The organism is Methylobacterium sp. XJLW (assembly GCF_003254375.1).
GTDB classification, from domain to species: Bacteria; Pseudomonadota; Alphaproteobacteria; order Rhizobiales; family Beijerinckiaceae; genus Methylobacterium; species Methylobacterium fujisawaense.
Genome location: NZ_CP016429.1, coordinates 2,632,293 through 2,651,699 on the forward strand (window position 1 = coordinate 2,632,293; position 19,407 = coordinate 2,651,699).

Below are 19,407 nucleotides of genomic sequence, written 5' to 3' on the forward strand. Positions count from 1 at the left end.
CGTCAGCCTACATAATCTCGAACATAACGAGAACCCAGCCCGGTCAGGATCTCGTAGCCGATCGTGCCGGCAGAGCGCCCGACCGCGTCGATGTCGAGGATGTCGCCGATCAGCACCGCGGTTGCGCCGCGCGTCGCGGCGGGCGCCGCAGTGACGTCGAGGATGATGAGATCCATCGAGACGAGGCCGAGGATCGGGCAGGGCACGCCGCCAACCAGCGCCTGCCCGCGCCCGCTGACCGCCCGCGGGAACCCGTCGGCGTAGCCGAGGGAGAGCGTCGCGAGCCGGCTCGGCCGGGGCGCGGTCCAGCGGCCGTTATAGCCCGCGGTCGCCCCGACTGCGACGTCGCGTACCTGTGCGATCAGCGCCTCCAGCCGCACCACCGGGCGCATCGGGTTGGCGCCCCCCGGAATCGGGTTGCCGCCGAACAGGGCGTAGCCCGGCCGCAGGAGATCGTGCCGGGCCCCGTCGAGGAAGACGCCCGACGAGTTCGCCAGCGAGGCCCGGAGTTGCGGATACGCCGCCCGGACGCGGGCGAAATCGGCGATCTGCCGGGCGTTGACCGGATCCTCCGGCTTCTCGGCGCTGACGAAGTGGCTGAGGAGAAGATCGATCCCGGCCGCGGTGATCCGCCCATCGCCCGCGAGATCGAGCGCCTCCGGCACGGGCAGGCCCAGACGGTTCATGCCGGTATCGACGTGGAGTGCCGCCGGCAGGCGGCCGGACGAGAGCGCCGCCCAGTCCGACAACTCCGCGATGCTGCCCAGCACCGGGCGCAGCTCGTGCGCCGCGAAGGCTTCCGCGGCGCCCGGTGGCAGACCGTTCAGGATGTAGATCGCCGCCTCGGGCAGGGCGGCACGGGCCGCGACCCCCTCCGACAGATGGGCGACGAAGAAGGTCCGGCAGCCGGCGGCCCACAGGGCCGGCCCGACGCGACCGATGCCGCAGCCGTAGGCGTCGGCCTTCACCACGGCGGCGCAGTCGGCGCCCGCGCCGCGGGCCGCCAGGAACCGCCAGTTGGCCACGATCGCCCCGAGGTCGATCGTGAGCCGGGCGCCGTGGGCGCCGATCTCCGTCACAGGTCCGGCCTCGGCCACGCAGACCGCCTCCATCCATTCGCCACCGGGGCTCCGGAAGCACAGACCGGACCCCAGGCCGGACCCATAGCACCGGTACGGCGCCCGGGTGGAGCCGGGCCCTCGGCGCGGCGGCTCGCGCCCTGGTGAACGGCGCGGCTGATGCAAGGACGGCACAGCGCGCGATCAGGCGGGCTCGCGAGGGTGACGGCCGAGATCCGGCTTGGTATAAATCCACCGCGGTCCGGGGGAGCCGCAGGTCGGACACGGCATCCCCGCGGGTACCAAAAAGTTTAACGATGCCGTTTACCGTCCTGGATCTCGCCGTGCTCGGCATCGTCGCGGTTTCCGCGCTGCTCGCGGCCGTGCGCGGCGTCACCCGCGAGGTGCTGGCGATCGTCGCCTGGGTTGCCGCCGCCGCGGTCGCCTGGACGCTCCATCCGATGCTGCTGCCGACCGTGAAGCAGCACGTGAACAGCGACACCGTCGCGCTGGTCGCCTCGATCGCGGCGATCTTCCTCGGCACCCTGATCATCGTGTCGATCATCACGGTCAAGATTTCCGACGTGGTGCTCGATTCGCGGATCGGCGCCGTCGACCGTTCCCTCGGCTTCCTGTTCGGCGCGGCCCGCGGCTTCCTGATCTGCGTGATCGGCTGGGTGTTCCTGTCCTGGCTGGTCCAGGGCAAGGTGCCGGACTGGGCCGCCCAGGCCCGCACGCGCCCGATGCTGGAGAAGTCCGGCGACGCCCTCGTGGCGCAGCTGCCCGAGAATCCGGAAGGCTTCCTCAAGCAGTTCAAGAAGCCGAAGGTCGCCACGCCGCCCAATGAGGCGGCCGACGCCCCGGCCGAGACCGACGCGGCGCCCCAGCGCCGGACCGAGACCGCGCCGACCCCGACGCGACGCTGATCTGCGGTATTCGCCGTAGGACTCGTCGTGCGGAACGCCTAGATAGCGGTTCCGGTGGTGCACGGATTGCTTCCGCGACGACCGGCGCGTCGGCCCTTCGCCGCCGGGATCTGTGAGTGATCGACCGCCTCATGTCACACGCCGCCGCCTCCACCGACGCTTTCAATTTCGATCTCGATGGCGACACGCTCCGGGAGGAGTGCGGCGTCTTCGGCATCTTCGGCCATCCGGAGGCCTCGGCCATCGTCGCGCTGGGGCTGCACGCCCTTCAGCACCGCGGCCAGGAGGCGGCCGGCATCGTCTCCTTCGACGGCTCGGTGTTTCACTCCGAGCGGCGCCCCGGCCTCGTGGGCGATTCCTTCTCCGACGGCGACACCATCGCCCGCCTGAAGGGCCGCGCCGCCATCGGGCACGTGCGCTACTCGACCACCGGCGGGACGATCCTGCGCAACGTCCAGCCGCTCTTCGCTGAGCTCGCCAGCGGCGGGCTGGCAGTCGCCCATAACGGCAATCTCACCAACGCCCTGTCGATCCGACGCGACCTCGTCCGCGACGGTGCGATCACCCAGTCGACCTCCGACACCGAGGTGATCCTCCACCTTGCGGCCCGCTCCCGGAAGCCGCGGATCATCGAGCGCTTCATCGACGCCCTGCAGGCGATCCAGGGCGCCTACGCGATCGTGGCGCTCACCAACAAGAAGCTGATCGGTGCCCGCGACCCGCTGGGCATCCGCCCGCTGGTGCTGGGCGAGCTGGACGGCCGCTACATGCTGGCCTCCGAGACCTGCGCACTGGACATCATCGGCGCCCGGTTCGTCCGCGACATCGAGAACGGCGAGATCGTGGTGATCTCCGAGGAGGGGATCGAGTCGATCCGCTTCGCCGACGCCGTGCCGATGCGGCCCTGCATCTTCGAATACATCTACTTCGCCCGGCCGGACTCGGTAGTGAACGGCAAGAGCGTCTACGGGGTGCGCAAGGCGATCGGCCGGGAACTGGCCCGCGAAGCCGCCGTCACGGCCGACATCGTCGTGCCGGTGCCGGATTCCGGCGTCCCGGCGGCACTTGGCTTCTCGCAGGAGACCGGGATTCCCTTCGAGATGGGGATCATCCGCAACCATTATGTCGGGCGGACCTTCATCCAGCCGACCCAGTCGGTGCGCGAACTCGGCGTGCGGATGAAGCACTCGGCCAACCGCGCGGCGATCGAGGGCAAGAGCATCGTCCTCGTGGACGACAGCCTCGTGCGCGGCACGACCTCGGTGAAGATCGTCCGGATGATGCGCGAGGCCGGGGCCGCCGAGGTGCATTTCCGGATCGCTTCGCCGCCGATCACCTACCCGGATTTCTACGGGATCGACACGCCCGAGCGGGAGAAGCTGCTCGCCGCGACCCACGATCTCGAGGCGATGCGCAAGTATATCGGCGCGGATTCGCTCGCCTTCCTGTCGATCCCCGGCCTCTACCGGGCAATGGGCGAGGAGGCCCGGAACGCCGCCTGCCCGCAATACACCGACCATTGCTTCACGGGCGACTACCCGACCGGCCTCACGGACCTCTCCATCGCCGGCCCGAAGCGCTTCGCCATGCTGGCCGAGGCGGATTGACGGATCTGCGGATTCCGTGCGCGGACGGGCATCCCCCGCGGGCGGAAATGCGCTAGGTCCTCTCCATGGCTGAGTCTCAGAAACCCCTGGAAGGCCGCGTCGCGGTCGTCACCGGCGCGTCCCGCGGCATCGGGCGCGCTGCCGCCTTGGCGCTCGCCGGCGCCGGCGCCCACGTGATTGCGGTGGCGCGCACCGTCGGCGCCCTGGAAGAGCTGGACGACGCCGTGCGGGCGGCCGGCTCCAGCGCCACCCTCGTGCCGTTCGACCTCGCCGATTACGACGCGATCGACCGCCTCGGCGCGGCGATCAACGAGCGCTGGAAGCGCCTCGACATCCTGATCGCCAATGCCGGCATCCTCGGCGCGCTCATGCCCATCGGCCACATCACCCCGAAGATCTGGGGGCAGGTGATGGACGTGAACGTCACCGCCAACTGGCGCTTGATCCGCTCCCTCGATCCGCTGCTGCGCATGTCGGATGCCGGGCGGGCGATCTTCGTCTCCTCGGGGGCGGCCTCGAAGTGCCGGCCCTACTGGGGACCCTACTCGGTGTCGAAGGCGGCACTGGAGGCCCTGGTGCGGACTTACGCGGCCGAGAACGAGAGCACGGCGATCCGGGCGATGCTCGTCAACCCAGGTCCCCTGCGCACGGGGATGCGCCGCTCGGCCATGCCGGGCGAGGACCCGGAGACACTGCGGACCCCGGAGGACCTCGCCCCTCATTTCGTGCGCCTCGCCAGCCCGGCTTGGACCGAGACCGGCGCGCTCTACGATTTCCCCACCGACCGGGTGCTGCGCTTCCGCGCACCCGAGTAATGGGGTCCGGGGCCTGCGGCCCCGGCGGGTGGCGGGCAGAGCCCGCCGAGTCTGGGAATTGCGATGATCGACGTCCGCTGCATCTGCGCGATCGGCCTGCGGGGCCAGCTCGGCCTGAACGGCCACCTCCCCTGGGAGGGCAACACCGATCCGCTGTTCGTGGAAGACGTGACGCGCTTCTTCGCGCTGACCATGGGCCACGTGCTGATCGCCGGGCCGAAGACCGTGGCCTCGGTCCCCGAATTCGCCTTCAAGGACCGCACCATCGACGTGATCCGCAGCCACGAGGACCCCGAAGAGGTGCTCAAGCGCTATCCCGGCCGGCGGATCTTCGTCGGCGGCGGGATCGCGGTGTGGAACGTCTACGCCAAGTACATCCAGAACTGGGACATCACCCGCCTGCCCTACGACGGCGAGGCCGACCGCTGGTTCGATCCCGCCTGGCTGGTGGGCGGACCGCTGCGCGCGGCCTGAACGGCACCTTCCCGTGAGCCGGCGCGTTGGCCGCGCACGCGTCGCGTTTCCGGAGGCCACGATGAGCGCCCACAGCTACCGCTTCGGCATCGAGGAGGAATACTTCCTGGCCGATGCCGAGACCCGTGGGACACCGCGCGGCGACCTCGCCGCCTTCCACGCGCGGGTGAAGGCGGAACTCCCCGAGACGGGACGCGAATTGGTCGCCGCACAGGTCGAGGTCTGCACCCCGCCGCTCACCGACGCGAGCGCCGCCCGGGCGAATCTCGGCGGCCAGCGGGCCCGGCTCGCCGGCATCGCCGCGGAGAATGGGCTGGCGCTCCTCGCCTGCGGCACGCATCCCCTCGCGCGCTGGTCGCGCCAGACCGCCACGGACGGCGAACGCTACAAGGGCATCCTGTCGGATGTCGGCATCGCCGCCCGGCGGGCCCTGATCTGCGGGATGCATGTCCATGTCGAGGTGCCGGACCCGGAGGCCCGCATCGATCTCATGAACCGGCTGCTGCCGTTCCAGCCGCTGCTGCTCGCCCTCTCGGCCTCCTCGCCGTTCTGGCAGGGCGAGGCGACGGGGCTCAAGGCGTACCGGCTCAGCGTCTTCGGCGAGCTGCCCCGCACCGGCCTGCCGGAGCTTTTTTCCGATGCCGCCGCCCATGCGCGGTTCGTCGCCATCATGACCCGCTCGGGCGCCATCGCCGATGCGAGCTTCCTGTGGTGGTCGCTGCGCCCCTCGATCAAGTTCCCGACGCTGGAATTGCGCATCGCCGATGCCTGCACGCGGCTCGACGATTCGCTCTGCGTCGCCGCCCTGTTCCGCTGCCTCGTGCGCCTGTGCGTGCGCCGGCCGGACCTCCATGCCGATCTCGACGGCGTCTCGCGGGCGCTGGCCTCCGAGAACCTCTGGCGCGCCCAGCACAGCGGCGTGGCCGCGGCGCTGATCGACGAGGCGCGGGGCGACGCCGTCCCGTTCCCGGAGGCGCTGGAGGCGGTGCTCGCCCTCGTGGCCGAGGATGCGGACGCCCTCGGCTGTGCAGCGGACGTGGCCCGGGCCCGGTCGATCGTGGCCGAGGGGACCAGCGCGGACGGGCAGATCGCGGCTTTCGAGGCCGCGCTGTCCGAGGGCAAGGACGAGCGCGCCGCGCTGGCGGCGGCGGTGGACTGGATCGCCGACGCGGCGCGGTAGAGCGGGCCCCGTCCGCCCGCCGCATCCTGAGGTGCGGGAATGCAACGCAGGCCTCGACGGGGACCCCCGCCCGGCCGCGGCTGGATCAGCCCTTGTCGAACGGATTCTGCGAGGTCCGCAAGCTCAGGCGGATCGGTGTGCCCGGCAGGTCGAAGGCCTCGCGCAGGCCGTTCACGAGGTAGCGCGTGTAGGATTTCGGCAGGGCGTTGAGCTGGTTGCCGAACAGCGCGAAATGCGGCGGCCGGCTCTTCACCTGCGTGGCGTAGCGGATCTTGATCCGCCGGCCCGACACCGCCGGCGGCGGGTTGCGGGACGTCGCCTCGTTCAGCCAGTCGTTGATGCGCGAGGTCGAGATCCGCCGGTCCCAGACCTCGGAGGCCTGCACCACCGCCTGCATCAGCTTGTCGACGCCGTCGCCGGCCAGCCCCGAGAGCGGCACGACCGCGACGCCGCGCACCTGCGGCAGCAGCCGGGTGCAATCCTCGCGCAGCTGCTTCAGCAGGCCCGGCTGGTCGGCCACGAGGTCCCACTTGTTGAGGCCGATCACCAGGGCGCGGCCCTCGCTCTCGACGAGGTCGACGATGGTGAGATCCTGCTTCTCGAAGGGGATCGTGGCATCGAGGAGCACCACCACCACCTCGGCGAAGCGCACGGCGCGCAACCCGTCCGAGACCGCGAGCTTCTCCAGCTTGTCGTCGATCCGGGCGCGGCGGCGCATCCCGGCGGTGTCGTGCAGCTTGATCCGCCGCCCGCGCCATTCCCAATCGAGGGAGATCGAGTCGCGGGTGATGCCGGCCTCGGGGCCGACGAGCAGCCGGTCCTCGCCGAGCATGCGGTTGATCAGCGTCGACTTGCCGGCATTCGGGCGACCGACAATGGCGACCTTAAGAGACCGGCCGCCAGGGGCGTCCGCGTCGTCCTCCTCGTCCTCGTCCTCGTCGCGCTGGGGCAGGGCGCCCTTGAGCGCCTCGTGCAGCTCGCCCAGGCCCTCGCCATGCTCGGCGGAGAACGGGATCGGGTCGCCGAGCCCGAGGGTGAAGGCCTCGTAGGCCCCGGCGAGCCCGGCCCCGCCCTCGGCCTTGTTGGCGATCAGGATCACCGGGCAGCCGGCCCGGCGCACCAGTTCGGCGAAGGGCTGGTCGGCCGGCAGCACGCCGGCGCGGGCGTCGATCACGAACAGCACCACGTCGGCGGCGAGGATCGCCGCTTCGGTCTGCATCCGCATCCGGCCCGTGAGGGTCGCGGCGTCGGCCTCCTCCAGGCCGGCGGTGTCGATCACCCGGAACTGGAGGCCGCCGAAGGTGACGTCGCCCTCGCGCCGGTCGCGGGTGACGCCCGGGCGGTCGTCGACCAGCGCGAGCTTCTTGCCCACGAGGCGGTTGAACAGGGTCGACTTGCCGACGTTCGGCCTCCCGACGATCGCGACGGTCGGCATATCCATGGTGGTTCTCGAAACAGTCCGAACAGAAATCAGCGCGTGATCGGCGGGGGCGGGGCAGCGGGCTCGGGCTTGGCCTCGGTCACCGTCACGGGGCCGCCCGCGACGATCGCCGCGTAGACCTCGATCCGATCCCGCAGGTTCCGCGGGGTATCAGGATCGGCCACGATCTGGTCGAACCAGCGTCCGGCCTCCTCGTAATCGCCCTTCTTCAAGGCGGCGAGGCCCAGCATCTCCCGGGCGGTGTGGCGGAACGGGGTGCCGGCGGCCAGGCCCTGGAGGTTGGCCAGCGCCGGATCCGGGTTCGGCCCGTCGAGGCGCAGCAGGGCCGCGCGCAGGCGCGCGAGGTCGCGCAGGCCGTCGCCCAGGCCGGTATCGTCGGCGAGCTTGTCGAACTCCGCGGCGCCTGCCGCGGCGTCGCGCTTGCCGGTCTCGGCCGCCGCCCGGAACCGGGCGAGCAGGCGGTAGCCCGCCGGGCCCTGCGCTTCCAGGGCGTCGAAGGCCTTGTCGGCCTCCGCGACCTTGCCGTCCTTGGCGAGGCGGTTGGCGTCGTCGAACTGCACCGAGGCCACCTCGGCCGCCGCGCGCTGCTGGGCCTGCCAGTAGCGCCAGCCCGCGACGCCCGCCACCACGAGCACGGCGAGCGCGATGATCACGCCGCTGTAGCGCTTCCAGATCTGAAGGATCCGGTCGCGGCGGTAATCCTCGTCGACCTCGCGAAGGAACTCGTTGTTCTCGGCCATTCTATCCCGGCCCGCATGATTTCAGCGGACCACCTCGTCTCGTTCGGGCCCCGCGCCTAACACACGGGCGCGGGGTTGGCGACAGGCAGTGTCTCAGGCGGTGCCCGGCCAGACCGGCACGCCGATCACCGGATAGTGCAAATAGCGGGCGAAAACGAACCACGCGGCCGTCCCGATCACCAGAGCCAGGATGTCGTTGCGCCAGCCCTGCGGGGCCACCGCCGGCCCGCCATGCTGAGCCGCGACCGCCCCCGGGGCGAGAGCCCGGCGCTTGGCGCTGATCCGCGCCGCCACCGCCCAGGCGAGGAAGCCGCCGAACAGCAGCATAGAGCCGAGATCGCCGTTGGCCAGGAGATGCGCGGTGGCCCAGATCTTCACGGCGAGCAGCATCGGGTGCTTGGCCTTGGCGCGGATATGGCCCGGCAGGTAGGCGGCGGCCAGGCACACGAAGGCGAGCCAGACCAGCGTCAGGGCGAGGTGGCGCGTCCAGACCGGCGGATCCCAGACCGGGATGTAGCCGGCGAGCCGGTAATCGTGGAAGCCGATGCCGATCAGCACCAGCCCGAGCAGCGACAGGGCGATGTAGCCGAGCTTGTAGCGGCCCTCGCCGATCCGGTCGACGATCGCGGCGCGCCGGGTGCGGGCCATCGAGAAGGCATGCGTGCCGAGAAACAGCACCAGCCCGAGGATCAGGAGAACCATAGGAGACTTTCAGTCGGGCCGCACGGCCGGCGGCAAGCACTCTGTAATGGTTCTCAAGCGAATCTCCGCCTGTTTGTCCAGGCGCGGCCGGGACGCAGCCGGATGGCGACCATGGGCTGGGCGGATCGGGTGTCCGGGATGCGACGCGGCGGTGCCACGCTGCGATCGCGCGGGTTTGAGCAGCCGGCGCCGCGCAGTCTCCCTCCCTCCTCTGCGGGGGAGGGCGGCACGGCCGTCAGCCCGGGTCGGGCGAGGGGAGCCCCGTTTCCGGAGGGACCGCCACCTGCGCTGAAGCCTGCACCGTCGCACCGCCGCGCTCCCCGCCCGCTTCGCAGAAAACCCTCCCCCGCAGAGGGGTGTGGGAGGGCGGTGCGCCTTGGCCGCGTGGCGCTGCTGGTCCTGATCCCCTTCGCAACCCCCGCCTCCGCCGATCCCCCGCTCTCGGCCCTGACCCTGGTCGGGCCGCCGACGGAGATCTTCAAGGCCGGCCGCGATGCCTGCGACGGCGCCGACGTCCCCGACGCGCCGGCCCGTGCCTTCCGCGACGCCGCGGGCGCGGTGGCGCTCTACGGGATGCATTACCGCAACCGGGCGCTGCGCGGCCCGGATCTCGGCCAGCTCAAGCTCGACTGCACGGTGGTGCTCGATTCGGGTGAGAAATCCGATCCTGCGGCCTACGACGACCGCTCCTGGATCACCGCCACCTGGACCGAGGACGGCGCCCGCGTGGCCGCACTCCTCCACCACGAGTACCAGGCCAACGAGCATCCGGGCCGCTGTCCGGCGGCCACCTACATGGCCTGCTGGTACAACACGATCACGGCCGCCACCTCGACGGATGGCGGCCGTAGCTTCAAGCGGCAGAGCCCGCCCGTGGTGGTCGCCGGAGCCCCGTTCCGGCAGGAGAGCGACCAGGGCCGCCACCGCGGCTTCTTCAATCCGTCGAACATCGTCGCGGACGGGAGATGGCGGTACTTCCTCGCCTCGACCACCGGTTGGACCCGGCCCGGCAGCGACCAGGAATCCGGGATCTGCCTGTTCCGCAGCGACGATCCGGCCGATCCGACCCGCTGGCGCGCCTGGACCGGCACCGGTTTCACCGCCGCCTTCCCGGACCCCTACCGCGCCGCCCGCCCGAACACGGCGACCTGCCGGCCGGTCGGGCCGTTCCCGGGCCCGGTCGGGGCCGTCGTCCGGCACCGCGGCTCGGGCGCCTGGATCGCCGTGTTCATGGCCAAGGCGGCCGAGGGTTACCCGCAATCCGGCTTCTACTGGACCACCTCCCGCGACCTGATCACCTGGGACAGCCCGCGCCTGCTCCTCGCGGGCGCAACCCTCTACGACGACCCGTGCGCGGCCACGGCGCCGCTCATCGCGTATCCGTCGCTGCTCGATCCGGACGCGCGGGGCCGCAATTTCGACGATGTCGGAGACCGGGCGCTGCTCACTTATGCGCGCCTGCGCACGGAGGGCTGCACGATCACCTCCGACCGGGACCTGCTGCGCCGCCCGGTGGCGATCCACGTCTGGCCCTGATCGCGCTTGACCGGGATGCGGCCGCCGCGCCACTCAGGGCCTGAGAGGTTCGCATGGACGCGCAAGCCGATACGCCGATTCGCGATGCCGCCGCGCTGCGCGGGCAGTTCGGGCCCGTCGGACCGCTCGCCGCCCGCAAGGTGCTCGACCACATAGACGATTACGGCCGCCGCTTCATCGCCCTGGCGCCATTCCTGGTGGTGGCGAGCGCGGACAAGGCCGGCCATGTCGACGCCAGTCCCCGGGGCGATGCGCCGGGCTTCGTCGCCGTTGCGGATTCCCGGACCCTGGTGATCCCGGACCGGCGCGGCAACAACCGCATCGACACGTTCCTCAATCTGCTCGAGAGCCCGGGCGTCGGGCTGATCTTCCTCGTGCCGGGGATCGACGAGACCTTCCGGGTGAACGGCACCGCCGCGCTGACGCAGGACGCCGCGCTGCTCGAGCCCATGCGCGCCCAGGGCAAGGTGCCGGCCGCCGGGCTCGTCGTGCAGGTGCGCGAGGCGTTCTTCCATTGCGGCAAGGCGATGATCCGCTCCGGGCTCTGGGATCCGGCGCGTCATGTCGCGCGCGACACCTTCCCGAGCCTGGGACGCATCCTGTCCGATCAGACTGCGGCCGCCGACGTGGCGGAGGCCGAGGCCACCATCGCCGACGCCTACCGGACGCGGCTCTACTGACCGGATTGGCCGAGCGCTCGTGCGTCGGATGCGACGGAGCGCACCGGCTGGCCGATCCGCTGGCAGACCACCGTGCCGAGGGTCACGCTCAGCATCAGGGCGGTGCCCGAGAGCAGCATCGTGGTTGCCCGGGCATAGGCACGGCCGACATGGATCAGCAGGCAGCCGGATGCGAAGATCGCGAAGGCCGGGAGCAGATGCTGCACGGGCGACGTCCTCTCTGGCTGCGGACGGACTGTCCGGGGTGCGGGGACCGAGGACCATCGTCAGCGCGCGGCGTGAAAACGCGGTTAATGTCGCGTATAGCTGTCGTCGGAGTGGACCGGCCGGAGAGGATCCCGCATGCCGCATTCGAGGGTTCCGGAGGCCGAGATCGGGACGGTCGGGACGGCGTCGGCCGACCCCCGCGACACGGCGCTTCTGGGCGCGGGTGCCATCGGCGCCGGGACGGTCGGGGCGTCAGCGCTGGGTGCGCTGGCCCTCGGGGCCGCGGCGCTCGGCGTCGTCGCGGTGGGCGCCTTCGTGATCGGACGCCTTTCGGTGGGGCGGGCCCGGGTCGGCTCCCTGGAGATCGGCGCGCTGGAGATCGACACGCTCACGGTGCGGTCTCTGCGGATGCCCGACCGGGATCCGGGTTGAGACACGGTATGAGTTTCCGGGCGGCCCATCGGCGCCGCGCGGATAGCGAGGAGGGGAGCGATGACCGATCGGAAGCCGCCCTTTCGGCCCGCGGATGCGGTCGATGTCCTCGGTGAGGTCGAGGGTGATTTCGTCCTGCCGCTCTGCCTGCCGGGATCCAACCTGCTGATCGGCGAGGATCTCGCCATGCTGGTCCTCAGCACGATCCACGGGCAGCGGGTCGGCCTGCCGCTCAGCCCCCAGGGCGTCGCCGACCTTCACACGGTCCTGGGCGAGGCCCTGCGGCTGCTGCAGGCGCGCGAGCGCGGGCCGGTGCAGTAGCTTCGGCCCGTCGCCGGGGCGGCGAAAGGCTTCGTTGAGGCGGCCGGGATAGACAGGTCCCGGACCCTCTCCGTGGCGGCCGATGCGCGCTCCGTTGCTTCTCCTGCTGCTGACCTGCGCGGCCCCCGCGCAGGCCCGGCCCGCGACCTTTCTGGCGGTGCATGCGCTCGGCATGGCGTCCCTGCCGCCGGTTCCCCCGGTTGCCGCGCCGGCGCCGGCCGTCGCCGATGCGCGAGCCCGCTTCCTGCCGCTCATCGCCCGCGAGGCCGCAGGCACCGGCCTGCCGCTCGCGGTCGCCGACGCCGTCGCGCGGATCGAGAGCGGCTACGATCCCACCGTGGTCGGCAGCGTCGGCGAGGTCGGTCTGATGCAGGTCCGGCCCACCACCGCGGCGATGCTCGGCTTCCGGGGCACCGTCGCCGAGCTGGCGGCCCCGGAGATCAACGTTCGCTACGGCGTACGCTATCTCGCCGAAGCCTGGCGCCGGGCCGACGGCGACCTCTGCCGCGCCCTTATGAAGTACCGGGCGGGACACGGGTCGGAGGTGATCTCGCCCCTGTCGCAGCTCTACTGCGCCCGCGCCCAGGCGATCCTGGCCGATCCCGAAGCGCGCCTCGTCCGGGCAAGCGCCCGCCCAGCCGTCCCGTTCCGCCTCGCCGACAAGCAGGGGCGCCCCGTCCACCGGACACGCGCGGTCGCCGAGCCGACGCCGCCGCTCTCGTTCTGGGAGGCGCACCGCGCGCGGATCGCCCGGCTCAACGCCGCCGTGCTGGCGCGCTGGCGGGCCCGCGGCGTGACGGCCGCCCCCACAGGCCATCCCTCCGGCGAGCCGGCGGGCGGGTAGGGCGGATCAGTCCTCGGCCCCGTCCGACCGCGCCCCCCGGGCGACCTCGCGCATGGCGGCATCCGGCAACGGGCGCTGGAGCCGGAGCGCCTCCGCGGTGGGCGCCTCGAGCCAGGTCGCCCATTCCTCCGGTTGCGTGAGCAGCACCGGCATCGCCTTGGGATGGACCGGCCCGACGACGCCGTTCGCCTCCGTGGTCAGGAAGGCGAACAGCCGGTGCTCCGCGGCGACCCGGTCCGGGTTCTCGCGCTTCGTCCCCCGCACGCCCGTCCAGGGCCGCCAGATCCCCGCGAAGGCGAAGAGCGGCCGATCCTCGTCGAGGGCGAACCAGACCGGCGTCTTCCGCGGCTTGGTGTCGGCGTACTCGCTGAAGGCGGTGACCGGCACGAGGCAGCGATGGGCGACCCCGAGCCAGGGTCGCCAGTGCGGGCTCGCGACGTTGCGCACGTTGGTGATCGGATGCTCGCCGAACGCCTTCGGCCCCGGCATGCCCCAGCGCATCATCGCGAGGTCCCGTCCGGCGGTGCCGTTCAGGACCACCGGCGCCAGCTGGTCGGGAAAGATAGCCGGCAACGGCGGAAGATTTCCGGTGCGGTCCTCCGCGATCGCGAAGGCCCGGCGCAGATCCGCGGGGCCGGTCCGCAGGCTGTAGAGGTTGCACATGGGCGTCCCGGACGGTTGGTGGGCACGGCGCCGGCTCTACACGCTTCCGGGATGCCGCGCCCAGCCGGGCCTACGGGGATACGCCCCGGCCGATCGGCGGCCGGAGCGCGCCGCCTCAGTTCAGGTGAAACACCACCTTCACGCAGCCGTCCTTCTTGTCGCGGAAGGCCTTGTAGAGGTCCGGCCCATCCGCGAGGTCGTGCGAGCGGTGGGTGATCAGGGAGGTCATGTCGATCTTGCCCTCTTGGATCAGCTTGGTCAGCGGCTCGAGATAGCGCTTCACATGGGTCTGGCCGCTCTTGAGGGTCAGGCCCTTCTGGACGATCGAGCCCATGTTGACCGGGATCGGTCCGCCATAGACGCCGGGCACCGAGACGATCCCACAGGGCCGGACCGCCTTGATGGCTTCGGCCAGCGCGTAGGGCCGCTCGGTGGCGGTCAGCTTCTCCTGGACGGCGGAGAGCACGCCAGTGAGGCCGCCATGGCCGGCACTCGCCTCCATGCCGACGCAGTCGATCACGCCGTCGGCACCCTGGCCCTTGGTGATCTCCTTGATTCGCTCGAACACGTCCTCGTTCATGAAGTCGATGATGTCGGTGGCGCCGGCCTTCCGGGCGAGGGCGATGCGCTCGGGCACGGTCTCGATGGCGATGATCCGCTCGGCCCCCATGATCTTCGCCGATTGGATCGCGAAGATGCCGACCGGGCCGGCGCCCCAGACCGCAATCGTCTCGCCGCCCTGGATCTCGCAATGCTCCGCGCCCTGCCAGCCGGTGGGCAGGATGTCGGTGAGGAACAGGACGGATTCGTCGTCCATGCCTTCCGGCACCTTCATTGGCGCGACGTCGGCCATCGGCACACGGACATACTCGGCCTGGCCACCGGCATAGCCGCCGGTCAGGTGCGAGTATCCGAACAGGCCGGCCGTCGTGTAGCCGAACTGCGCGGCCGCCATCTCGGCGTTGCGGTTTGAGCGCTCGCAGACCGAGTAATTGCCGAGCTTGCACTGGCGGCATGCGCCGCAGTTGATGTTGAAGGGCACGACGATCCGATCGCCCTTTTTGAACTTGGTGAAGCCGGTCCCGACCTCCACGATCTCGCCCATGAATTCGTGGCCGAGGACGTCGCCGCTCTTCATGGTCGGCATCTGGCCGTCCATCAGATGTAGGTCCGAGCCGCAGATCGCGCAGCTCGTGACCTTGATGATCACGTCGCGGGAATCCTCGATGACCGGGTCCGGGACCGTGTCGCAGCGGATATCGTTGCGGCCGTGCCAGCACAGTGCCTTCATCGCGAGGATCTCCGGAGACTTTCGGGAATGCGGCCGGCTCGGCCGCCTTCCGGGTAAAGCCGTCGGCGGTACGGCCAAGTTCCCCGGGATCGCGTTTGGGAATCGCCTCGCCGACAGCCGAACCCTCGGACCGCCAGCCGCAGCGTTGTGGCCATGACAGGTTCAGGGCCGTCGATCTCAGGCTGGGCGGGGCTGCTGGACCGGCTCAGGACGAGAGGTTTACAAATGTTTCACGTGAAACAGCGGTGTTCACCGCCCTTTTACGGTCCGGGACGGTGCCAGGTCTGCCTGCCTCAGGCGATCCCGTCGATGCCGATGGGGAGCTGCTCCGGACCGCGCAGGGACGCGCCCGGGCGATAGGGGGGCGGATCCTGCGGCAGACGCGGGGCGATCAGGCGGCGGCTCAGCGCCACCAGGGCGATCTCGGCCTCGATCCGCGCCAGAGGCGCGCCGACGCAATAATGCAGGCCGCCGCCGAAGCCGAAATGCTCGATATCGGACCGGTCCGGATCGAAGCGGTCAGGGGCGTCGAACCGGGCCGCATCGCGGTTCGCGGCGGCGAAGAGCAGGATGACGGGCGCGCCCTTCGGGATCGTCTCGCCGGCCACCGTGATCGCGCCGAGGGCCTTGCGGGTCCGGAAATGCACCGGCGGTTCGTAGCGCAGAACCTCCTCGATCAGGCGGGGGGCACGTTCGGGATCGGCGCGGAGCCGCTCCAGCTGCTCGGGATGCCGGAGCAGGGTCAGCATAGCGTTGGTGATGAGGTTCACGGTGGTTTCGTGGCCTGCCACCAGCAGAAGGACCGCCGTCGACAGGAGATCGAAATCGCTCAGCTGCTTGCGGCCGTCCGGACCCGGCGCGGCCAGACCGCTCAGCATGTCGTCGGTCGGGCGCCGCCGCTTCTCGCGGATGAGGTCGCGCATATAGGCTGCGATCTCGTCGAAGGCCCCGACGATCTTGCGGCGGGTCGTGTCGTCGTGGCGCGCGTCCGGCTCCACCGCGGTGGCGAGCTGCGTCGCCCAGGCCTGGAACCGCGGCTCGTCCTCCCGCGGAACGCCGAGCAATTCGCAGATCACCGTCACCGGCAGGGGATAGGAGAGATCGCTGACGAGGCAGACCTCCCGGCGTCCCCGACATGTATCGATCAGGGCGTCCACCTCGCGGGCGATCCTTGGCCGCAGGGCCTGCACGCGCGCGATCGAGAATTCCCGCATGACGAGGCTGCGCAGCCGGTCATGGTCCGGCGGGTCGCGGAAGATGAACGGTCGGTGCGTGGCGCTGATGCGGTTCTTGATCGGATTGAGGATCAGGTCCTTGAGCGGGTTGCCGGTGCGCGGACGCCGGGGCGGCGGCAGATCCTCGGAACTGAGCCGCGGATCGAACAGCAATCCGCGGATCGCCGCGTGCGTGGAGACGACGTAGCTGCCGTCGCGCTGGCGGGAGACCGGCCGCTGCCGCAACCGGGCATAGAGCGGGTACGGATCGGCCCGGTTTGCCGGATCCATCACGGCGGCGAACAATGCGTCGTCAGACATCGACGGTCTCGGTGGATGGGCGCGCCGGGGCGGCTTGGCGCGGAGACGGGAAGCCCGGGGCGGCGGTCTGAACGCGCGGCTGGTCGGTGGCGTCGATGATCGGCGGGAAGGCGGCGCCGGCCGTGATCGCCTCCGCGTAGGCGGGCAGCCAGCGGGCCTGATCGAACGAGACGGCCGCGATGCTGCGCCCGGCCCGGCCGTACACGGCGAGAAAGCGCCGGGAGGACCGAGACCCCTGCACCACCGCGACGGAATCGGCGCCCTCGGGAAGCCCGATCACCTTGATGTTGATCCCGAACTGGCTCGACCAGAAGGCCGGCAGGTGCGCGTAGGGGCGCTGGTCGCCGGGGCCGGCCAGCATGTTGCGCGCGGCGTGGGCCGCCTGCTCGACGGCGTTGCCCCAGTGCTCCACCGCGATCAGGCGATCGCCGTAGAGCGGGATCGGCCACCGGGCGACGTCGCCGGCGGCGTAGATGTCCGGGCAGGGCGCCCCGTCGGCGTCGAGGACACGGCAGGCCGCGTCGCAGGTCACCCCGCCGGCATCCGCCTTCAGGCCCGCGCCCCGCAGCCAGCCTGTCGCCCGGGTCGCCCCCAGGGCCGCGATGACGAGGTTGGTCTCGATCGTGCTGCCGTCGGCCAGTCGGGCCCGTGCCACATGCCCCGCCGCATCGCCCTCGAAGGCGCGCACCATCGTGTTGGGCCGGAACGCCGCGCCGGCGTCGCGCAGGCACGACGCGATCACCCCGCCGACGAAGCTTCCCAGGCCTCGAGCCAGGGGCGCCGGATTCGGATCCACGAGGGTCACGGGCAGGCCGAGATCGCGCAGGCACGACGCCGCCTCGCAGCCGATCAAGCCGCCGCCCACGATGAGCACCTGGCGCGGGCGGGAAACCAGGGCCTCCCGGAGAGCCGCGGCATCGTCGCGCCCGCGCAGGGTGAAGAGACCGGCGAGCCCGCCGCCGGTCTCGGCCGGCCAGGGCCGGGCCTCGGCGCCGGTGGCGATGAGGAGGGCCTCGTAGGCCAGGACCGACCCGTCGGCGAGCCGAAGGGTGCGGGCCGCCCGATCGAGGGAAATGGCCGGGCTTCCGAGGCGCCAGCGGGCGTGGAGGTCGGTCAGTTCCGGCAGCCGGGTGGCGTCGGCGGCGAGTTCCCCGGCGAGCACGTGCTTCGACAGGGGCGGGCGGTCGTAGGGGCGGTGCGGCTCGGCGCCGACCAGGGTGAGCGGGCCGTCATAGCCGCCCCGCCGCAGCGCCTCGGCGCCGCGCAGGCCGGCGAGGGATGCCCCGACCACGACGATGCCGGCGGGTTCGGGGGTCACGGGGCGTCTCCGTCATCCGGGCCGGCCTGGAGGCTGATGGCGCGGACCGGGCAGGCCTCGACGGCCCGCTCGACGGCGCCGCGCCGGTCGGCCGGCGGCGCAGGATCGTAGAACAGGATCTCATGGCCGCGGATGGCGAAGGCCTCCGGTGCGGCGTAGCAGCACTGGGCGTAGCCCTGGCAGCGGTTGAGGTCGACGACGACCCGGAGCGCCCCGGCGCCGGCGGCCGGCTTCATGCCGACCTCGCGAGACGGCCTGCGCCGCCGGCACCTGACCGTGCGAGGTCGTCCACCGCCGTCAGGATGGAGGCCATGGCGTCCCGGGCCGCGAAGGCGTCCCGCAGCGCCCCGGCGCGCGTCCGGAAGCCGGGCTCGTCGAGCACGCGCCCCACCGCGGCGCCGATGGCCTCCGGGCTCGGTGCGTTGGTCCCGAGGTTGATCCCGACGCCGGACCAGCCGATGCGCGCGTTCACCTCGGCCTTGTCCTCGGTCAGGCCGGCCGACACGATCGGCACGCCGGCGGCGAGGGCCTGCGAGACGCTCCCATAGCCGCCGTTGGTGACGAGCACGCTCACCCGCGGCAGCAAGTCCCGGAACGGCAGGAAGCACGACACCCGGGCATTGGCCGGGACCGGACCCGTCAGCGCGTCCACGGGACGGCCGCCGGTGGTGGCCAGGACCAGCAGATCGTCCCGGTCGGCCAGGGCCGCGAGGGTCGGCTCGACCAGCTCGCCGAAATCCGCGTTGGCCAGCGTCCCCTGGGTGACCAGCACGACGGGCCGGTCCGCCGCGTTCGCCTGTTCCAGCTCGGGCCACCAGTCCGGAAGCGGCGCGGGCGGCGTCGGCGGCTGGAGCAGGCCGATGAAGCGGAGGCCGGAGGGCAGGGTGCCGTAATCGTACTCGAAGCCCGGCACGGTCGGCTGCAGGAACAGGTCCGGCAGGATCACGATGGAATGCGGCAGCGAGGCCGGCAGCGGCGGCAGGCCGAGCCGCGCAAGCGTCGCGTCGGTATAGGCCCGCACCGGGTTGACGAAGGCCGCGTCCATGCCGGCCTTGAGGCTAGCATAGCGGACCAGGTCGTCCCGGTCGCGGGCCGGGGGCAGGCCGAGGCCCACGGGCGCATGGTCGGGCCGGTCGAGGAACAGGAAGCTGACGTTGACGGTCACGATGGGCGGCCGCGGCGCGGTATCGAGGAGCAGCGGCAGCACCCCGAGGAACATGCTGCCGGCCAGGATCACGTCGGGGGCCTCGGCGGCGATCAGCGCCCGCAGGGCGGCGGCCTGGACCGGCATGGGATCCACGAAGCGGCGCTCGAATTCCCGGCGGTAGCGCTCCGGGCCCGCGGGCAGTTCGGTCTCGCGGTACGCGGCCGCATGATGGTCCGCGTAGGGCGTGAACCGCAGACCCGCCGCCTCCACCTTCGGCCGGAAGGCCGGGTCGGTGAGAACGAGGACGTCGTCCCCCCGGGCGGCAGCCGTCCGCCCGATGGCGAGGAGCGGGTTCACGTGGCCGGTGAGCGGCGTCGCGGCGATCAGGATCTTCATCACGGCCTCTTCGAGCGCAGCCGGTCGAGCCGGCGGCGCTTCGGATCAGGGTGCCGGCGCCTTCATGCGCAGCGGCCCCGTTGCCCCCGGCGCG

21 protein-coding genes are annotated in these 19,407 nt (G+C 71.6%); 10 read left to right on the plus strand and 11 right to left on the minus strand.

What is annotated here, in order from left to right:
- Nucleotides 1-2: 2 nt before the first annotated feature.
- Entirely contained in the window at nucleotides 3-1,112 is a 1,110-nt protein-coding gene (gene alr / locus A3862_RS12200; protein WP_100794008.1) for an alanine racemase, read from the minus strand.
- Between the two features lie 263 nt (nucleotides 1,113-1,375).
- Between alr and A3862_RS12205 the strand changes: the two genes are divergently transcribed.
- From A3862_RS12205 to A3862_RS12225, 5 genes are all read left to right on the plus strand, one after another.
- Nucleotides 1,376-1,984: a CvpA family protein gene (locus A3862_RS12205; RefSeq protein WP_043357783.1), complete on the plus strand. Its 609-nt coding sequence runs from the start codon at nucleotides 1,376-1,378 to the stop codon at nucleotides 1,982-1,984.
- Nucleotides 1,985-2,115: 131 nt separating this feature from the next.
- Nucleotides 2,116-3,591 (plus strand): amidophosphoribosyltransferase, encoded by a 1,476-nt coding sequence (purF, locus tag A3862_RS12210; RefSeq protein ID WP_043357788.1) that lies wholly within the window; start codon nucleotides 2,116-2,118, stop codon nucleotides 3,589-3,591.
- Between the two features lie 65 nt (nucleotides 3,592-3,656).
- Nucleotides 3,657-4,406 carry an SDR family NAD(P)-dependent oxidoreductase gene (locus A3862_RS12215; protein ID WP_043759159.1) on the plus strand — a complete coding sequence of 250 codons (750 nt, stop codon included), beginning with the start codon at nucleotides 3,657-3,659 and terminating at the stop codon, nucleotides 4,404-4,406.
- Between the two features lie 63 nt (nucleotides 4,407-4,469).
- On the plus strand, nucleotides 4,470-4,880 hold the full coding sequence (locus A3862_RS12220) for a dihydrofolate reductase (protein ID WP_043759157.1): 411 nt from the start codon (nucleotides 4,470-4,472) through the stop codon (nucleotides 4,878-4,880).
- Between the two features lie 61 nt (nucleotides 4,881-4,941).
- Nucleotides 4,942-6,060, plus strand: a complete 1,119-nt coding sequence (locus A3862_RS12225) for a carboxylate-amine ligase (RefSeq protein WP_043759155.1) — start codon at nucleotides 4,942-4,944, stop codon at nucleotides 6,058-6,060.
- 85 nt (nucleotides 6,061-6,145) lie between these two features.
- On the opposite strand, the gene der is transcribed toward A3862_RS12225, so the two are convergent.
- The 3 genes from der to A3862_RS12240 all read right to left on the minus strand — a co-directional run bounded on the left by der (nucleotide 6,146) and on the right by A3862_RS12240 (nucleotide 8,943).
- The gene (gene der, locus A3862_RS12230) at nucleotides 6,146-7,501 is read right to left on the minus strand and encodes a ribosome biogenesis GTPase Der (protein ID WP_043357773.1); all 1,356 of its coding nucleotides are present in this window, start codon (nucleotides 7,499-7,501) and stop codon (nucleotides 6,146-6,148) included.
- 29 nt (nucleotides 7,502-7,530) lie between these two features.
- Nucleotides 7,531-8,241 (minus strand): tetratricopeptide repeat protein, encoded by a 711-nt coding sequence (locus A3862_RS12235; RefSeq protein ID WP_043357771.1) that lies wholly within the window; start codon nucleotides 8,239-8,241, stop codon nucleotides 7,531-7,533.
- Between the two features lie 93 nt (nucleotides 8,242-8,334).
- Complete coding sequence (locus tag A3862_RS12240) at nucleotides 8,335-8,943, minus strand: NnrU family protein (RefSeq protein WP_043357769.1); 609 nt, start codon at nucleotides 8,941-8,943, stop codon at nucleotides 8,335-8,337.
- Between the two features lie 369 nt (nucleotides 8,944-9,312).
- Here A3862_RS12240 and A3862_RS12245 point away from each other — a divergent pair, with 369 nt between their 5' ends.
- Nucleotides 9,313-10,479 (plus strand): hypothetical protein, encoded by a 1,167-nt coding sequence (locus A3862_RS12245; RefSeq protein WP_043759153.1) that lies wholly within the window; start codon nucleotides 9,313-9,315, stop codon nucleotides 10,477-10,479.
- A gap of 53 nt (nucleotides 10,480-10,532) precedes the next feature.
- Nucleotides 10,533-11,159, plus strand: coding sequence for an MSMEG_1061 family FMN-dependent PPOX-type flavoprotein (locus A3862_RS12250; RefSeq protein WP_043357765.1), 627 nt, complete (start codon nucleotides 10,533-10,535; stop codon nucleotides 11,157-11,159).
- Here the strand turns inward: A3862_RS12250 and A3862_RS12255 are convergent.
- Nucleotides 11,153-11,365: a hypothetical protein gene (locus A3862_RS12255; protein ID WP_043357763.1), complete on the minus strand. Its 213-nt coding sequence runs from the start codon at nucleotides 11,363-11,365 to the stop codon at nucleotides 11,153-11,155. The two genes, A3862_RS12250 and A3862_RS12255, sit on opposite strands and share 7 nt — an antisense overlap.
- Nucleotides 11,366-11,501: 136 nt before the next feature.
- On the opposite strand from A3862_RS12255, the gene A3862_RS12260 reads away from it, so the two are divergent.
- From A3862_RS12260 to A3862_RS12270, 3 genes are all read left to right on the plus strand, one after another.
- Complete coding sequence (locus tag A3862_RS12260) at nucleotides 11,502-11,798, plus strand: hypothetical protein (protein ID WP_051045121.1); 297 nt, start codon at nucleotides 11,502-11,504, stop codon at nucleotides 11,796-11,798.
- A gap of 60 nt (nucleotides 11,799-11,858) precedes the next feature.
- Complete coding sequence (locus A3862_RS12265; protein WP_043357761.1) at nucleotides 11,859-12,119, plus strand: hypothetical protein; 261 nt, start codon at nucleotides 11,859-11,861, stop codon at nucleotides 12,117-12,119.
- Nucleotides 12,120-12,201: 82 nt separating this feature from the next.
- The gene (locus tag A3862_RS12270; RefSeq protein WP_043759151.1) at nucleotides 12,202-12,963 is read left to right on the plus strand and encodes a lytic transglycosylase domain-containing protein; all 762 of its coding nucleotides are present in this window, start codon (nucleotides 12,202-12,204) and stop codon (nucleotides 12,961-12,963) included.
- 6 nt (nucleotides 12,964-12,969) lie between these two features.
- On the opposite strand, the gene A3862_RS12275 is transcribed toward A3862_RS12270, so the two are convergent.
- The 6 genes from A3862_RS12275 to A3862_RS12300 all read right to left on the minus strand — a co-directional run bounded on the left by A3862_RS12275 (nucleotide 12,970) and on the right by A3862_RS12300 (nucleotide 19,313).
- Entirely contained in the window at nucleotides 12,970-13,626 is a 657-nt protein-coding gene (locus A3862_RS12275) for an SOS response-associated peptidase (protein WP_043357758.1), read from the minus strand.
- A 115-nt stretch (nucleotides 13,627-13,741) separates the two neighbouring features.
- Entirely contained in the window at nucleotides 13,742-14,917 is a 1,176-nt protein-coding gene (locus tag A3862_RS12280; protein WP_043759149.1) for a zinc-dependent alcohol dehydrogenase, read from the minus strand.
- A 293-nt stretch (nucleotides 14,918-15,210) separates the two neighbouring features.
- Nucleotides 15,211-16,452 carry a cytochrome P450 gene (locus tag A3862_RS12285; RefSeq protein WP_111473620.1) on the minus strand — a complete coding sequence of 414 codons (1,242 nt, stop codon included), beginning with the start codon at nucleotides 16,450-16,452 and terminating at the stop codon, nucleotides 15,211-15,213.
- Entirely contained in the window at nucleotides 16,445-17,770 is a 1,326-nt protein-coding gene (locus A3862_RS12290; protein ID WP_043759147.1) for an NAD(P)/FAD-dependent oxidoreductase, read from the minus strand. The genes A3862_RS12285 and A3862_RS12290 overlap by 8 nt, the downstream gene beginning before the upstream one ends.
- Nucleotides 17,767-18,006, minus strand: a complete 240-nt coding sequence (locus A3862_RS12295; protein ID WP_043385300.1) for a ferredoxin — start codon at nucleotides 18,004-18,006, stop codon at nucleotides 17,767-17,769. The genes A3862_RS12290 and A3862_RS12295 overlap by 4 nt, the downstream gene beginning before the upstream one ends.
- On the minus strand, nucleotides 18,003-19,313 hold the full coding sequence (locus A3862_RS12300; protein ID WP_043759146.1) for a glycosyltransferase: 1,311 nt from the start codon (nucleotides 19,311-19,313) through the stop codon (nucleotides 18,003-18,005). The genes A3862_RS12295 and A3862_RS12300 overlap by 4 nt, the downstream gene beginning before the upstream one ends.
- Between the last annotated feature and the right edge of the window lie 94 nt (nucleotides 19,314-19,407).

Excerpts from the sequence above, each read along its gene's own strand:
- alr (WP_100794008.1), bottom strand. The coding sequence starts at position 1,112 with ATGGAGGCGGTCTGCGTGGCCGAGGCCGGACCTGTGACGGAGATCGGC.
- A3862_RS12205 (WP_043357783.1), top strand. The coding sequence starts at position 1,376 with ATGCCGTTTACCGTCCTGGATCTCGCCGTGCTCGGCATCGTCGCGGTT.
- purF (WP_043357788.1), top strand. The coding sequence starts at position 2,116 with ATGTCACACGCCGCCGCCTCCACCGACGCTTTCAATTTCGATCTCGAT.
- A3862_RS12215 (WP_043759159.1), top strand. The coding sequence starts at position 3,657 with ATGGCTGAGTCTCAGAAACCCCTGGAAGGCCGCGTCGCGGTCGTCACC.
- A3862_RS12220 (WP_043759157.1), top strand. The coding sequence starts at position 4,470 with ATGATCGACGTCCGCTGCATCTGCGCGATCGGCCTGCGGGGCCAGCTC.
- A3862_RS12225 (WP_043759155.1), top strand. The coding sequence starts at position 4,942 with ATGAGCGCCCACAGCTACCGCTTCGGCATCGAGGAGGAATACTTCCTG.
- der (WP_043357773.1), bottom strand. The coding sequence starts at position 7,501 with ATGGATATGCCGACCGTCGCGATCGTCGGGAGGCCGAACGTCGGCAAG.
- A3862_RS12235 (WP_043357771.1), bottom strand. The coding sequence starts at position 8,241 with ATGGCCGAGAACAACGAGTTCCTTCGCGAGGTCGACGAGGATTACCGC.
- A3862_RS12240 (WP_043357769.1), bottom strand. The coding sequence starts at position 8,943 with ATGGTTCTCCTGATCCTCGGGCTGGTGCTGTTTCTCGGCACGCATGCC.
- A3862_RS12250 (WP_043357765.1), top strand. The coding sequence starts at position 10,533 with ATGGACGCGCAAGCCGATACGCCGATTCGCGATGCCGCCGCGCTGCGC.
- A3862_RS12260 (WP_051045121.1), top strand. The coding sequence starts at position 11,502 with ATGCCGCATTCGAGGGTTCCGGAGGCCGAGATCGGGACGGTCGGGACG.
- A3862_RS12265 (WP_043357761.1), top strand. The coding sequence starts at position 11,859 with ATGACCGATCGGAAGCCGCCCTTTCGGCCCGCGGATGCGGTCGATGTC.
- A3862_RS12270 (WP_043759151.1), top strand. The coding sequence starts at position 12,202 with ATGCGCGCTCCGTTGCTTCTCCTGCTGCTGACCTGCGCGGCCCCCGCG.
- A3862_RS12275 (WP_043357758.1), bottom strand. The coding sequence starts at position 13,626 with ATGTGCAACCTCTACAGCCTGCGGACCGGCCCCGCGGATCTGCGCCGG.
- A3862_RS12280 (WP_043759149.1), bottom strand. The coding sequence starts at position 14,917 with ATGAAGGCACTGTGCTGGCACGGCCGCAACGATATCCGCTGCGACACG.
- A3862_RS12285 (WP_111473620.1), bottom strand. The coding sequence starts at position 16,452 with ATGTCTGACGACGCATTGTTCGCCGCCGTGATGGATCCGGCAAACCGG.
- A3862_RS12295 (WP_043385300.1), bottom strand. The coding sequence starts at position 18,006 with ATGAAGCCGGCCGCCGGCGCCGGGGCGCTCCGGGTCGTCGTCGACCTC.
- A3862_RS12300 (WP_043759146.1), bottom strand. The coding sequence starts at position 19,313 with ATGAAGATCCTGATCGCCGCGACGCCGCTCACCGGCCACGTGAACCCG.